General features: G+C 41.9%; 9 protein-coding genes and 1 tRNA gene. 8 read left to right on the top strand and 2 right to left on the bottom strand.

Annotation, left to right across the window (positions count from 1 at the left end; all coding sequences use genetic code 11):
• Positions 1-175: 175 nt before the first annotated feature.
• Positions 176-260, bottom strand: a tRNA-Ser gene (locus PP181_RS11005).
• A gap of 173 nt (positions 261-433) precedes the next feature.
• On the opposite strand from PP181_RS11005, the gene PP181_RS11010 reads away from it, so the two are divergent.
• From PP181_RS11010 to PP181_RS11045, 8 genes are all read left to right on the top strand, one after another.
• Positions 434-571 carry a helix-turn-helix domain-containing protein gene (locus PP181_RS11010; protein WP_272637132.1) on the top strand — a complete coding sequence of 46 codons (138 nt, stop codon included), beginning with the start codon at positions 434-436 and terminating at the stop codon, positions 569-571.
• 59 nt (positions 572-630) lie between these two features.
• Positions 631-3,378, top strand: coding sequence for a site-specific DNA-methyltransferase (locus tag PP181_RS11015; protein WP_272637133.1), 2,748 nt, complete (start codon positions 631-633; stop codon positions 3,376-3,378).
• Positions 3,379-3,385: 7 nt separating this feature from the next.
• Positions 3,386-6,316 carry a DEAD/DEAH box helicase family protein gene (locus PP181_RS11020; RefSeq protein ID WP_272637134.1) on the top strand — a complete coding sequence of 977 codons (2,931 nt, stop codon included), beginning with the start codon at positions 3,386-3,388 and terminating at the stop codon, positions 6,314-6,316.
• Positions 6,317-6,434: 118 nt separating this feature from the next.
• Entirely contained in the window at positions 6,435-6,929 is a 495-nt protein-coding gene (locus PP181_RS11025) for a RidA family protein (RefSeq protein ID WP_272637135.1), read from the top strand.
• Positions 6,930-7,247: 318 nt separating this feature from the next.
• Positions 7,248-7,406 (top strand): RidA family protein, encoded by a 159-nt coding sequence (locus PP181_RS11030; RefSeq protein ID WP_272637136.1) that lies wholly within the window; start codon positions 7,248-7,250, stop codon positions 7,404-7,406.
• A gap of 723 nt (positions 7,407-8,129) precedes the next feature.
• Positions 8,130-9,209 carry an efflux RND transporter periplasmic adaptor subunit gene (locus PP181_RS11035; protein WP_272637137.1) on the top strand — a complete coding sequence of 360 codons (1,080 nt, stop codon included), beginning with the start codon at positions 8,130-8,132 and terminating at the stop codon, positions 9,207-9,209.
• Entirely contained in the window at positions 9,209-12,289 is a 3,081-nt protein-coding gene (locus tag PP181_RS11040) for an efflux RND transporter permease subunit (RefSeq protein ID WP_272637138.1), read from the top strand. Before PP181_RS11035 ends, PP181_RS11040 begins: the two co-directional genes overlap by 1 nt.
• Position 12,290: 1 nt before the next feature.
• Positions 12,291-13,601: a TolC family protein gene (locus PP181_RS11045; protein WP_272637139.1), complete on the top strand. Its 1,311-nt coding sequence runs from the start codon at positions 12,291-12,293 to the stop codon at positions 13,599-13,601.
• 18 nt (positions 13,602-13,619) lie between these two features.
• Here PP181_RS11045 and PP181_RS11050 read toward each other — a convergent pair whose 3' ends face one another.
• On the bottom strand, positions 13,620-14,930 hold the full coding sequence (locus tag PP181_RS11050; RefSeq protein WP_272637140.1) for a DUF3570 domain-containing protein: 1,311 nt from the start codon (positions 14,928-14,930) through the stop codon (positions 13,620-13,622).
• Between the last annotated feature and the right edge of the window lie 17 nt (positions 14,931-14,947).

Here is a 14,947-nt window from a genome sequence, read left to right on the forward strand (position 1 = left end):
TGAATAACAATATATTAAATAATATTAGGTGTCCCTTTATGGTGAGATTGTAGGTGACACCGAATTGGGCACCTATTAGGATGAAAATAAATGATATCATTTGATATCAAAAAAAATAAAAACCCTGTAAATCAATAATTTACAGGGTTTCTTGTTTTGAGATGATGTCTCTCAGCGGAGGAAGAGGGATTCGAACCCCCGGAGGTGTGACCCTCAACAGTTTTCAAGACTGCCGCATTCGACCACTCTGCCATTCCTCCTTAGCGGCTGCAAATATAAAACGCTTTTTTCATCTTTTACAAACTTTCGAGGTTTAATTCCTGAAAGTTGAAATCCCCTAGTGTATCTACCTATAAAAATGGGAATGATTTTGGTTTTATATCTTATATGTTGAGATATGATTGTATTTTAGATTTTTAAGTTTTGGGGATTGTTGAACCGAATAAAAGAAGTAGTTGAAGAGGAAGGGATTAAACAAAAATGGTTTGCTGAACAACTCGGTAAGAGTTATAACATGGTGAATGGTTATGTTCAAAACCGAAAGCAACCAAGGCTTGAAGTACTTTATTAAATAGCCAAAATACTTGACGTTGAAGTCAAAGATTTATTAATAGAGCAAAAAGACATTAAATGAGTAACATTTACGAACAACGATTTTTTTCTGCCTTGAAAGACACTTTCATAGGGCATCCGATAAAAGGCAAATCCGGATATGTAAACCTGATGGATTTGAAAGCACAGTATTTTGCTGAGATTGAACCCTACATCAAAGCAGAAATTGACAAGCAGATTGAAGCCAAATACCGAGAAGAATTATTTGAAAAGCTCTACAATTTCTTTGACTGTTATCTTAACGAAACGGGAACAGTGTTTTTTGCAAACTCTCAAATCCACAAAAACCTTTACGAAAAGGTTTATTCAGACCGTGATGATGTTGCTCTATTTTGGAAAACTCAAAAGCTCTATTACGTAAAGTCTGAAGCCAACTATGAAGACTTGCAAACTGAAGTAAACGGTATCAACATAAAATTTGACGCTTCTGAAATAAAACACGCTAAGGGTAACGAGAAAAAATCCATCCAGTTCTTCATGGTAAAAGCCACAAAAGGTGAAGTGGTTTTTAAAATCCGATATAAAGAGAACAACAAATACGACCGACTTAAAACCTATTTAGAACTAGATAAAAACAACGACATCATTGACAAGTGCTTAGAAGAATATGGAACAGCACTACACGCCAATATTGTTTTTGAGAACACAAATATAGACCGAACAATCTTTGACAAAAAAGGTGACCAACGAAAGTGCTTATTCATTGAAAACTTAGATGATGCATTAGAATCGGTTAAAGTGGAATACAGCATAAGCGATTTATCGTTAATGCTACAGTATTTGCACAAAAACGGTATCATTTTGTATGAAGAAGATTTGAAGAAAATCTTTAGCATTTACAAACGACAAAATGAAATTGACTACTTTATACACAAGGATGCTGAAGGGTTTTTAAAAGAGCAGTTTGACATTTACGTTTACAATTGGCTGTTCAATGATTTAGACACCGATTTTGATGCTGCAACCGTGAAACGGATGCAAAACATCAAAAAAATTACGCACAAGGTTATAGAATACATTGCTCGTTTCGAAGACGAGCTAAAAGCCATTTGGGAAAAACCAAAGTTTGTACGCAATTGCAACTATGTTTTAACCCTTGATAGATTAAGTGAACATACCGACCTAATAGAGAAGTTGATGAAAAGCCCAGGTTGGGAGAAGCAAGTTGAAGAATGGCAAAGCCTTAATAAGGAATGGCAAGACGATAAAGGAGAAACAACAAAAAAAGAATGGAGCGAATTTGCATTTGCCAATGAAAAAGATTTTGAAAATCAGATTATCCAAAAGGGAAAACTTAACACCAAATATCAATTCTTACCAATTGACACGAAATTCTTTCCTGAACTCAAATTTCAAATTCTAACTGTTTTTGAAAATCTACATGATTCGTTGAACGGTACGCTAATCAAAGGGGATAATTGGCAAGGACTGAATAGTGTTCTTTCAAAATTCCAGAATGATATATCTCTTGTTTACATCGACCCACCTTTTAATACAGGAGAAGATTTTGACTACAAGGATAAGTATCAGGATTCTACTTGGCTCACCTTAATGGAAAACCGTATAGTACTTCTAGATGAAGTCCTTAATGATAAAAGTAGCTTTTATCTACATCTAGATTATAATGCCAATTTTCTTGGGCGTGTTTTATTAAATAGAGTTCTTGGAGAAAATAATTACAAAAACGAAATCATTTGGCAAAGGGCTGATCCCCATAATGATGCGAAGGATAAATATGGGAATATCCATGACAATATTTACTATTACAGAAAACCTAATGCCAAATATTATTGGTCAGAAATAACTACAGGTCTCTCAGACGCAGCCATAAAGGAATACTCATGGATGATGCTGAAAGACAAATCCGTTAAGCCCTTAAAGCTCCCTTTACCAGATGGTGCAAGACAACTAAAACTTGAAAGAGCGACACAGAAAGGGAATAATCCAGAAAGACGATTTGAATGGCGTGGTGCAAAACTAAAATCGGGTATACAGTGGATGGGAACTGAATCCGAAATGGAGCAAATGCTGAAAGATGGAAAGCTCTTTCTACCAAAGTATCCAAAAGGACAGCAAAGATGCAGAGTTCTATTTTTGGACGAAAGACAAGAAGCAGGGCAGGTAGTTCAAGACATTTGGCAAGATGCAGGAAGAATGAAAGGTGGTAATGGGAACTTTAATACCCAAAAACCTGAAAAGCTTTTAGAACGAATTATTACTGCGTCTTCGGAAAAAGATGAAGTTGTCATGGATATTTTTCTAGGTTCGGGAACAACAGCATCAGTAGCACAGAAACTTGGAAGAAAATGGATTGGTACTGAAATAGGTAGTCATTTTTATGAAATTATAATACCAAGACTAAAAAGAACCTTGGTGGGCGATAAAAGTGACATTGATTATTCCTTTGAAGGTGGTTTCTTCAAATACTACGAACTCGAACAATACGAAGAAGTACTTTCTAAAGCTCAATATCAATGGCAAGGTAAAGATGAAAACCAAGTAGAGCAATACAGTTTTTTACAAGACCAGAAACTGTTAGAAGCCATTGAAATTGACTACGAAAAGAAAAATGCCAAAGTAGTGTTTGAAAAGCTCTATTCAGATGTTGACTTTCCAGAAACGCTTTCCAATATCTCAGGTAAGCACATCAAACAGCTATTTGAAGAAAAAGTAGTGTTTGATGATGGTAGTGAAGTGGTGTATGCAGATATGACTTTTGAGAAATATCCTTGGATTAAGCCATTGATTTGGTGGAACAGTAAATAAATGAACAATGGCCAAAATCGTATTAGAAAAGTTAGTTAAGGATAACCCGTCAACGCTGCCAGAGTTTTATAAAAACTTAGACAAGGAGACTTTTGGCATTGATTGGAAATTGCATGAATATCAGCAAGCTGCATTAAAAAATGCTTTAAATACGCTTTATTACTTCTATGAGCAAAAAGAACATCTAACTAATCACTATCAATCGCAAACCAATGATGATTGGAAAAAACAAATAAGCTATTCAAATGAAAGCACACATTTTGGTTTATTAGGGCAGTATTTTTCAGTTGAAGACAATGAAATTCCATACACTGAATTTCTAAACCGTGCCTCATTATGGATGGCAACAGGTTCAGGGAAAACATTGGTGTTGATAAAGCTCATTGAGTTTCTACATCAGTTAGCAACAAATGATTTTATTCCAAAAAATGACATTTTAATACTCGCCCCAAAACCAGAAATTCTCAGTCAGATAAAATCGCACATTGAGATTTTCAACAAAAACAGTTCGGTTAAAATCAATCTAAAAGATTTACGAGAGTTTGAGAAGCAAAAACATTTACAAACCTCACTTTATGATTCGGATGCTATTACCGTCTTTTACAGTAAAAGTGATTTAATTACTGACAATAACAAAGAAAATCAGTTGGACTATAAAACCTATTATAACAATGGTGAGTGGTATGTGCTATTAGATGAAGCTCACAAGGGAGATAAAGAAGATAGTATCAGGCAAGCGTATTATTCAATTCTTGCAAGCAAGGGTTTTATGTTTAGTTTTTCAGCCACCTTTACAGACACAATTGATATTGTAACCACTGCCTACAATTTCAACCTGAAAAAATTTATTGAAACAGGATATGGCAAGCACATTACGGTAAGCGGTCAGGAATACAAAAATTGGAATAAGAAAAAACAAGACGAGTTTTCAGAAGCTGACAAAACTCAAATGGTAGTAAAATCGCTTTTGGTTTTAACCGCAATTAAGAAAGAAGCGGAGTTTATCAAAACCAAACATCCTGAGTTGTTTCACAATCCTTTGCTCATAACAATTGCCAATGAAGTAAATACTATTGATGCTGAATTAAAACTATTCTTCAAGCAATTGGCAATCGTAGCATCAGGCAAATACGATTTGGACAAAGCAAAAGAAGTTTTAGTTAGTGACTTACTGCTTCACAAAGAGTATCAATTCAATACTGCAGAGATTCCTTCTTCATTTGTTCAAATCATTCAAGACATTACCAAAGAAGATATTCTTAAACAAGTATTCAATGCTTCAGCTTTTGGTAAAATAGAATACACAAGAATTGCCAATAATAGTCGAGAAGTAGCGTTCCGCTTAAAAACAGCAGATGCAGGGCAACACTTTTGTTTGTTAGTAGCTTCAGATGCTACAAAATGGAGTGAGAACATATTAGAAAACTATGAATATACAGAAACACCTTTAACAAAGTCTTACTTCCGAACAATTAATAATCAGGAAAGCAGTATCAATATTTTATTGGGTTCAAGAATTTTCACTGAAGGTTGGGATAGTAACCGTCCGAATGTGGTGAACTTCATAAACATTGGTGTTGACGAAGGAGCACAAAAATTTGTTTTACAAGCAATCGGTCGTGGCGTTAGGATTCAACCAATACCAGGAATCAGAAAACGTCTATCTTATATTGTCAATCCAGAAGAAACCGCACAGCTTGAAAAGTATATTGAAGTCAAAGCAAAAGAAAAAGTTTTACAAAAGTGTTTATCCGTTGAAAGTCTGTTTCTGTTTGCCACCAAAAAGGAAGTAATAAAAAACATTACTGAAAATCTAAGTCGGGAAAAAGATGCTGACGATTGGAAGATTGTCAAACACATTGAAAAAATAAAAATTCCAAAAGAACTTATCATTCCAAAGTACGAAGAAGTCGTAGCAGAGATTCCTGCTTATTCAATAAATCAAACAGAATATGATGAGTTAATTGGTTTTGTAGGTGCCGAGTCGGGCATCAATGATAAACTCGTTTTGATGCAATCACCTACGAATGTTTCGAAGACATTAATTTCTGCCCTTGACAAAATACGTGATGAAGAAAACTTCAAATTTGAAGTAGAGCACTCAGGAAGAAAACCTATGGACAATTTGCTTTTGCTCAACCACCACTTCCACCAAAAACCGAAGAAATTAAAGGCTTTCCAACCAGTATTAACGGAAATAAACCACTTTGAAAAGATTGAAATTGCTAATCTGCCTGATAAAGAACTTGAAAAGTTGGAGCAAATAATAATTGAATCCATCAACAAGAAAAAACCACTATACAATTCTGTTGAAGAAGCGGGTGTTGCTTACCAAAACAAAGAAATTGATTTAACGACTTTTCAGGAGCAATTAGGATTGTTTACGAGTCAAGGTCAACCTAAAGATTATACCTACAACGGACTAAAGCTTGAAATCAATACAGATTTTTTAGCTGAACATTATTACAATCCTATTTTGTTGACTTCTGAAACACATAGACAACTTTTCAAGCATATTATTTGGGTAGAGTCTGAAGTAGAATTTCTAAGAAAACTGAATGAAAATCGTGACAAGCTTGAAAAGTATGAATGGTGGTATTTTTCTAAATTAGATGAAACCACAGATGATGTTTCAATTCCTTACTATGACAGTACTACACAGGAGTACAGAAAATTCTTCCCTGACTTTGTATTTTGGCTAAAAGAGAAAGGTTCGGACAACTTAATTATCAAGTTCATTGACCCGAAAGGAAACCGAGTTGGAACAGGAAATGCCGAAGACAAAGCGAAAGGATATGAGAATATATTTAACGGACATTCAGTAAAATATGACGACAAGGAAGTAATGATTGACTTGTTCTTTTACAATGAACCGATTGGTGTGAACGAATCTGTAAAAGGCTATTTCACAAAGGACTTTAAAAAAATATTTGAATAATGCCAACCCTCACTACCGCTTGAATCATATTTAGATATTTTCACAAAAATCTTGACCGCTAATATTGTACTAAAACAAGCGGAAATGATTCCAAAGAACGAACTAAAAACGAATCCAAATGAAATATACACTCCCTTTTATTGCCCTCGTGGTGCTTTTGTTCTCCTGCCAACCCAAAACAGTTGAAACGGACAAATCCCAACCGCATACCCCTGTAACTATCGGGGCCAAAACCCAAGGCACCAAAACCTATATCGACCCGGGTCCGGGGTATTCCCAAGCGGTGGTGGTAGAAGCGAACGGTATAAAAACCATCCATATCTCAGGGCAAGTGGGTACGGGTCCCAATTTTGAAAGCCAGTTTAAGGAGGCCTTGGAGGGGCTCCTAAAAACCTTGGAACATTCTGGCGCCAGCTTTAAGGATGTGGTCAAATACAACACCTATATCGTGGATTACCAACCCGCCTATCTCGATAGCTTTAGAACCCTTCGCAAACAGCTTTTAGGCGATAAGGATATGCCCGCCAGCACCTTGGTTGGGGTAGAGGCCTTGGGTATGCCGGAATGGAAGGTGGAGATTGAGGCGATAGCGGTCGTGGAAGGAAGAGAGTAATCTACCCTCTTTGACTAGGGTGGGGTTAAAATCCCCTCCGTCTTGTGCGGTGCACAATCCACCTCCCCTTGGTTAAGGGGAGGAGCCCTTTTGCCCCTCTATTCTTCGGAGAAGAAAACAGCACAATTAACTTTAGCGCATAGCAACTGGCCTATTTTGCGTTTCGATAGAAATTAAGGAGTTTTCACTATAGTGCTAGGAAGGCATCCAAAGAGCACTGGACAACGTACAAGCGGTCTGGATGCTGCGGCCGTGGAAAATCCGTAAATTTCAAGAAGCGGAAAATCAGCCTAGCGTTTTTTCGTTCTTTTTTGGGCGATGCAAAAAAGGACAATAATCAAAACGTTTAGAACCCTTCGCAAACAACTTTTAGGGGACAAGGACAAGCCCGCCAGCACCTTGGTGGGGGTACAAGCCTTGGGCCTGCCGGAATGGAAGGTGGAGATTGATGCGATAGCGGTCGTGCAAAAAAAATAAAAAGTCATTTTGAACCATTGGAAAAAATTTTCTTTGAAATGTGAATGACATTTTTTTGAACGGAGTGTGTAGATTTCAATGGTGGTACTATGCTTATAAATTAGAGTTGGTATTGTCCGTTGAAAATCAGCAATAATGAAAGAAGGGTTGGAAGTGCGGTACGCTAGCACAACGCATGTAAACCCGATAGTGAATGGTGCGCAGCAATTGCCTATTTTCAACTTGATTTTATTGCTTCGTTTTTTTATCAAGAAAAAAATGAAGGGAAAGCCATGAGTATTGATGCAATCTAAATATCCGGCAATTATTATGTTAAGATTTATGTCATTGGTAACCATATAGCATGCATGCGGGAAATCCAATTTCAAAATAGATTTCTCGTCGCCTTGCCTGTCTTGGGCGACAGGCTAAGGACTCTGTCGAAATGACCCTCGCTGGCGCGAGCATCATGCTCGTGCTCTATTACCGCATTAAAGCTTTCGCGTTGAAAAGTAATTCAGACTGCTAAGATTTGCTATCCGTCCTTTTTCCCGCTAACACAACCTGTACCAATTCGCTAGCACTCTTTTATTTTTAGTAAATCCCCAAATTCGAGCATATTTAGTTAACTATTCCTCGATCGTACTTGATAACAGGTGTTAAATAAAACATAAGTTTTTCCATCAAAAGCGTATTACAATTAGATTTGAGTTACCAACAAAATCAAACGACCACCTTTTTAACATGAAGTTCAAATATATCATTTACGTGCTGCTCGCCGTGGGTTTGGGAGGCATGATCGTATACCGTATCAATGCCAATGCGGCTATCGGGAAATCGGGCAAACCGGCCAATGAAACTACCAAGACGACCGTAAAGGGGGTGGTGCTAAAGCCCAGAAAATTCGATGACAATATTTCGCTTTCCGGTACTTTGGAGGCGAATGAGCAAATTGAGATACGGAGCGAGGTTTCCGGTATCGTAAAGAGCATCAACTTCCAGGAAGGCAGCAAGGTTTCAGAGGGCCAGGTACTTTTTAAAGTGGACGATGTGGAGCTTCAGGCCCAACTTTCCAAAGCCAAAACGGCCCAAAAATTGGCCGCCGAAAATGAACGTAGGGCCCAGTTGTTGCTGGACAAGCAAGCGATCAGTCAGGAAGAATATGACATCGCCAGTGCCGATTTCCAGTCGGCCAGCGCGGAGGCCTCCCTTATTTCCGCCCAGTTGTCCAAAACGGTCGTTCGGGCACCTTTTTCGGGCACCATTGGATTGCGCTCCATATCGGTAGGGACCTATGTCACTCCCGCCACAACGGTCGCCAAGCTTGTAAATACGAACCAGTTGAAGATTACCTTTTCCATTCCGGAAAAATATGCCTCCCAGATACGAAAAGGTTCCAACCTTACCTTTAAGACTTCGGATGCTTCCAGGGACTATTCGGCCACCATTTACGCCATAGAACCGGAGGTGGAGATTGCCACTAGGACCCTGCGCATGCGGGCCGTTGCGGATAATTTGGACGGCACGTTGTACCCGGGAGCCTACGCCAATGTGGTGCTGCCCCTACAGACCGTCGATGACGCGCTTTTGGTTCCGTCGGAAGCCCTGATACCCGTACAGAACGGGAAGAAAATTTTTGTATCGGAGAACGGAAAGGCCAAGGAAATCGATGTGGAAATCGGTTCCCGTACAGGCTCCGAAGTACGTGTGCTTACTGGACTGAACGTTGGCGATACCGTATTGACCTACGGGGTCATGGCCTTAAAGAACGGGGCTTCGGTCAACGTTGAGATAGAGGAACCCAACCAAAATCCGGCCGAGTAATGAACCTGTCCACACTTAGTATAAAACGGCCGGTACTTACCATCGTAATGAACATTACCTTGGTCTTATTCGGGGTCATTGGATACACGTATTTGGGTATCCGGGAATTTCCGTCCATAGACCCTGCGCAGGTGTCCGTACGCACAAGTTATTCAGGTGCCAATGCGGATATCATCGAGTCACAGATCACGGAACCCCTTGAAAAGGCGATAAACTCCATCGATGGCATTCGCAATATTACCTCTTCCAGTGTGCAGGGTTCCAGCTCCATCAATATTGAGTTCAACTTGGACAAAAATTTGGAGGAGGCCGCCAATGATGTACGCGATAAGGTTTCGCAGGCCATACGTAATTTGCCGGAAGACTTGGATGCGCCTCCGGTGGTTTCCAAATCCGATGCGGACGCGGAGCGAATCCTTTCCATGACCGTGCAGAGCGACAATAAGAACATTTTGGAATTGTCCGATTATGCCGAAAACGTCATCACGCCAAGGATAGAGACAATTCCCGGGGTGAGCAGCGTACAGATCTGGGGCCAGCGCAGGTATGCCATGCGCCTTTGGATCGACCCGATAAAATTGGCTTCCTACGGACTTACGGTGGCCGATGTGCGCAGTGCCCTCTTGGCACAGAACGTGGAACTCCCATCCGGTAAACTAACAGGCGAGAATACGGAACTCGCCGTAAAGACCATTGGAAACCTGCAGACGGAAGAGCAGTTCAACAATATCATTATCAGGGCCGAAGGTGAAAAATTGGTACGGTTGAGCGATATCGGTCGTGCCACCTTGGAAGCTGAGAACATGGAGACCAAAATGAGCGATTCCGGTCAGCCCATGGTGGCCACGGCCATCGTTCCCCAACCCGGCACCAACTATCTGGAAATCGCCGAAGCCTTCTATGAGGAATACGAAAAGCTTAAAAAGGAATTACCGGAGGGATTTAAGCTCAACGTAGTGATTGACGACACGGTTTTTGTTAAAAAGGCCGTAACCGAAGTTGGAGAAACTTTGCTGATTTCTATCGTCCTGGTCATCCTGGTCATCTATCTGTTCTTTAGAAACTGGTCCATGGCCCTACGCCCCCTGATCGATATTCCCGTTTCCCTCATTGCCACGTTTTTCATCATGTGGATGTTTGGGTTTTCCATAAACGTGCTAACGCTATTGGCCATCGTATTGGCTACCGGTCTGGTGGTGGACGATGGTATTGTGGTCACGGAAAATATCTATAAAAAAGTAGAGGAGGGGATGAGCCCTATTGAAGCGGCCATAAAAGGCTCCAAAGAGATCTTCTTCGCCGTTATTTCCATTTCCATTACCCTAGCGGCGGTTTTCCTGCCGGTGATTTTTTTGGAAGGCTTCGTAGGCAGATTGTTCCGGGAATTCGGGGTGGTATTGGGTGCGGCCGTTTTGATTTCCGCCTTTGTTTCCCTTTCCTTGACACCGATGTTGAATGCCTATTTGATCAAACCAGGGAAGCAGAAACAATCCAAATTCTATCATTTTACGGAGAAGTATTTTGTAAAAATGAACGATTCCTATGCCGATAGCCTTCGGGGTTTCATGAAGCGGAAGTGGCTCAGTTTCCCCATTCTCATTGGATGTTTGGGACTTATAGCACTTTTTTATACCCTTTTGCCCAAGGAAACAGCTCCCTATGATGACCGAAGCTTTGTACGCCTGAACGTTACCGCCCCGGAAGGTTCCTCGTATGAATATATGGACCGATTGATGACGGACATCACCGAATTGATCAATGACTCCATCCCCGAAAAGAAGGTGAGCTTGATATTGACATCGCCTGGTTTTGGATCGTCCTCGGTCAACAGCGGAAGGGCCAACGTGGCGCTTGTGGATCCCAGTGAACGGGAGCGTTCCCAACATGAAATAGCCAATGATTTGGGAAGATGGGCCAAGGCCTATGTGGGCGGTAAGTCCAATGTATCCGAAAGGCCCACCATTTCTGTGAATAGAAGGGGAGGACCGCCCATCCAATTCATCATCCAGGCACAGAATTTTGAAAAATTGGAGGAAAAAATTCCAGAGTTTATGGCCCTGGCGGAACAGGATGAAACCTTCTCCTTTGTGGATGTAAACCTAAAGTTCGACAAACCGGAAATCTTTGTGAACATCGATCGTGAAAAAGCGGAAAGCTTGGGGGTTTCCGTGCGGGACGTGGCACAGACCTTACAGCTTTCCCTCAGCGGACAGCGTTTTGGGTATTTTTTAATGAACGGAAAGCAGTACCAGGTCATTGGTCAGTTCGATAAAAAGGACAGGGACGCACCCGTGGATCTGACCTCCATTTTCGTACGGAACGATGCCGGTTTGTTGATTCAGCTGGACAATTTGGTACAAACGGTGGAGCATAGCAGTCCGCCTCAATTATTCCATAACAACCGATACATGTCCGCCACCGTTTCCGCAAATTTGGCTCCGGGTAAGACCATCAACGATGGTATCGAGGCCATGGAAGCGATCAAGGATAAAGTATTGGACGAAACCTTCACTACCGATCTGGGAGGGGAATCCAGGGATTTTGTGGAAAGTAGTTCCAATACACTTTTTGCCTTTGGATTGGCCCTGCTATTGATCTTCCTAATTTTGGCAGCGCAGTTTGAAAGCTTCATCGATCCCTTTATCATCATATTGACGGTGCCCATGGCCGTTGCCGGGGCCATGTTTTCCTTATGGTTGTTCGGTCAGTCTTGGAACATATTCAGCCAGATCGGGACCATCATGTTGATCGGTCTGGTGACCAAAAACGGAATCTTGATCGTAGAATTCGCCAACCAGCTCAGGGAACAGGGCATGTCCAAAGGTGAGGCCATTTTTAAGGCCTCGGAATCCCGTTTGCGTCCTATCCTGATGACAAGTTTGACCATCGCCTTGGGCGCCTTGCCCATTGCCTTGTCGCTGGGTGCGGCCTCCACAAGTAGGATAGGCATGGGAGTGGTCATCATTGGAGGAACCCTATTTTCATTGGTACTCACGTTGTTCGTAATTCCGGCCCTATATTATTTATGGTCCAAGGACCGAGTGGAACGGCCCGAGTTCAAAGTATTAGAAACCTATTAAAATGCCATACCGAATCCCTTTACGTTCAATTTTTATTTTACTGAACATTTTTAGTATCGCCGCACAGGATGAAGTGCTAACCATCGATGAGACCGTGAAGTTGGCCCTGGAAAACAACTTTCAGATACGAACGGCCAAAAACGACCTAAAGATCGATGAGTACGGGGTGAGTCCGGGGTATGCCGGAATGCTTCCGGCCGTGCAAGCCAGTATAACGGACAATAATAGGACCATCAACCTATCGCAAGTACGTTTGGACGGTACCGTGCAGGAACTGGACAACGCCGTAAACAACAGCTTGAATTACGGGGTAGCCTTGGATTGGACACTTTTTGATGGCCTTCGAATGTTCGCCAATTATGAGCAATTGAAGGAAAATAGGAACTTGGGGGATGCGGAACTGAAACAGGTCATATTGACAACCGTAGGTGAGGTAATGATTACCTATTACGATTTGGTGCAGCAACAACAGCAACTTTCCGCGTTGGACAGTACCATTTTGATTTCAAAACAACGGGTGGAATTGGCCCAAAACAGGTTTACTATTGGGAAGGCCTCTAAATTGGAAGTATTGAACGCCCAGGTAGATTTGAATACGGACGAAACCCTGATGCAGCGTCAAAAGGAATTGTACGTGAATACCAAAATCCAACTAAACCGACAATTGGCGCGGGACCTGGAAACCGATTTTACCGTGGCCCCGGAAATTTTTGTGGACGAATCCCTGCTGTTACCGGAACTACAGACCAAGGTCTTGAGCGAAAACCCGCAATTGATAGCCTCGCAGATAAGCAAGCGGATTTCTGAACTGGAATTGAAACAGATAAAGGCCGCCAGGTTGCCCACCATAACCGCTTCCACGGGTTATATCATTAGCGAGTCGGAATCAAGTTTGGGCTTTATCGTATCTTCCAATTCCAAGGGTTTCAGCTATGGCTTTGGAGCCACCTTAAATCTATTTGACGGCTTTACCCAAAACAGGGACGAGAAAATAGGGAAATTGCAGATAGAAAACTCGGAAGTGGCCATCGCCCAGCAAAAGCAGGACTTATTGACTACCCTGGGAACTACCTATCAGACCTACCTGACCAACATGAGCTTGATCGATCTTGAGGGGAACAATGAGGCCATTGCCAAGGAGAATTTGGATATTACGGTAGAAAAGTACCGCATCGGGATTATCCCTCCCATTGAGTTCAGGACGGCCCAACTAAATTATATCAATGCCAAGGTACGATTCAGCAATGCCAAATTCCAGGCAAAACTCTCCGAAATCATCCTCAAGCAACTGGCGGGAAATTTAACGATCTAGAAAACTACGTACCGCACATCAGTCCATCACAAAGGTAAAACCTCCGGTAACGATGTAGGAGCCAAAGGTGGTATCGCGGTCGTATTTGTAAAATTTCAGGTCAAAGCCCTTAAAGCCGAATTCCCAAATATGCAGTTGGGTAAAAATATCCGTATAGGAAACCCCAAAACCAAATTGGTTGGCTACGTATTGAGACAAATCAAAATCGGATGTATAGAACTCCTGCGTGGATAGATGTGTTTCGTAGCCCCCAAAGTAGTCCGCCGCGGTTTGTTGGTAATAGCGATAGGAGGGGTACAGCGTGAATGTATCCGAAATTTTAACGGGTACCTCCACACTGGCCGTATGGGAATTGATGCCCCAATCGTCCAAATAATAGCGGTAGAAGGTACGTACGGTAATCGATTGGTTCAGGAACCAATTCAGCCTTCCGCCCATGGCAATCTTGAATCGGCTATCGGGTAGGCGCTCCACGTCATCCGCCAATTGAAAACCCTCGATAAAGGAATCCGCCACATCGCTAAAATAGACGCGCTGAAAAGGGGTGGAAAGCAGTCCTTGTTGTTGTACAAGATCCAGGGCGAGCGAGCCCTGAAGGTTTTTATGCAATATCTGTGAAAAGCCCAATCCAAAGGTATAGGAATTCCGGTTCGTTTTCTCGAATTCGGTAAAATTTGGGCTATAGTTTACATTGCCGGTAATTTCCGTCGGTCTAAAAAACCCAATGCCATTGTTCCCAAAGGGCCTTAATTCAAAAGGGTAAATGGTGTTCCAAGAATCCAGATAAACGGTGGCATTGAGGCTCAGTTCCGTATTTTTTTCGTTGAAGAGCCTGGAATAACTTCCGCCGAAACCGATCGAGAAATAATCATACTCCGATGAAACCGAAAGTTTCCCGGAAACGATGTTGTTGCGGTCATCCGAACTGTGGGAGTAAGATCCCGTCAAATTCACCCAAACGTCCCCGCTGGAAGCCCCGGAACTGGCCACGAAAGGATCCGCCCGGCGTACGCCATCAAAGGGGTCGATGTTACTGGAGGATGCCGACGTATAGGCGGATACCCCCGCATCTATGGTGAGCACATCGTCGTCGTTCAAGGGAATGGATACCACAAAAGTACCCGTGGCGTCTGTAAGTTCTTCGGTGCCTATCCCACCACTAACGGCGGCATTGTCACCCGTTTGGGCATAGTAGCTGGAAAGGAAATCGACCTCCGTGGTTTCCAATACCCTTTTTTTATAGGTTTGGACATTGCCCGTATCCTGGGCGGATGCCCAGCACCCAATGCCCAACAAAAAGACAAGTACTAAATTTTTTAAATGGGTCATAGTGAACAGTTCTAGGA

The sequence above is a fragment of the Maribacter sp. PR66 genome, from assembly GCF_028464205.1.
GTDB classification, from domain to species: domain Bacteria; phylum Bacteroidota; class Bacteroidia; order Flavobacteriales; family Flavobacteriaceae; genus Maribacter; species Maribacter flavus.

Excerpts from the sequence above, each read along its gene's own strand:
- PP181_RS11015 (WP_272637133.1), top strand. The coding sequence starts at position 631 with ATGAGTAACATTTACGAACAACGATTTTTTTCTGCCTTGAAAGACACT.
- PP181_RS11020 (WP_272637134.1), top strand. The coding sequence starts at position 3,386 with ATGGCCAAAATCGTATTAGAAAAGTTAGTTAAGGATAACCCGTCAACG.
- PP181_RS11025 (WP_272637135.1), top strand. The coding sequence starts at position 6,435 with ATGAAATATACACTCCCTTTTATTGCCCTCGTGGTGCTTTTGTTCTCC.
- PP181_RS11030 (WP_272637136.1), top strand. The coding sequence starts at position 7,248 with ATGCAAAAAAGGACAATAATCAAAACGTTTAGAACCCTTCGCAAACAA.
- PP181_RS11035 (WP_272637137.1), top strand. The coding sequence starts at position 8,130 with ATGAAGTTCAAATATATCATTTACGTGCTGCTCGCCGTGGGTTTGGGA.
- PP181_RS11040 (WP_272637138.1), top strand. The coding sequence starts at position 9,209 with ATGAACCTGTCCACACTTAGTATAAAACGGCCGGTACTTACCATCGTA.
- PP181_RS11045 (WP_272637139.1), top strand. The coding sequence starts at position 12,291 with ATGCCATACCGAATCCCTTTACGTTCAATTTTTATTTTACTGAACATT.
- PP181_RS11050 (WP_272637140.1), bottom strand. The coding sequence starts at position 14,930 with ATGACCCATTTAAAAAATTTAGTACTTGTCTTTTTGTTGGGCATTGGG.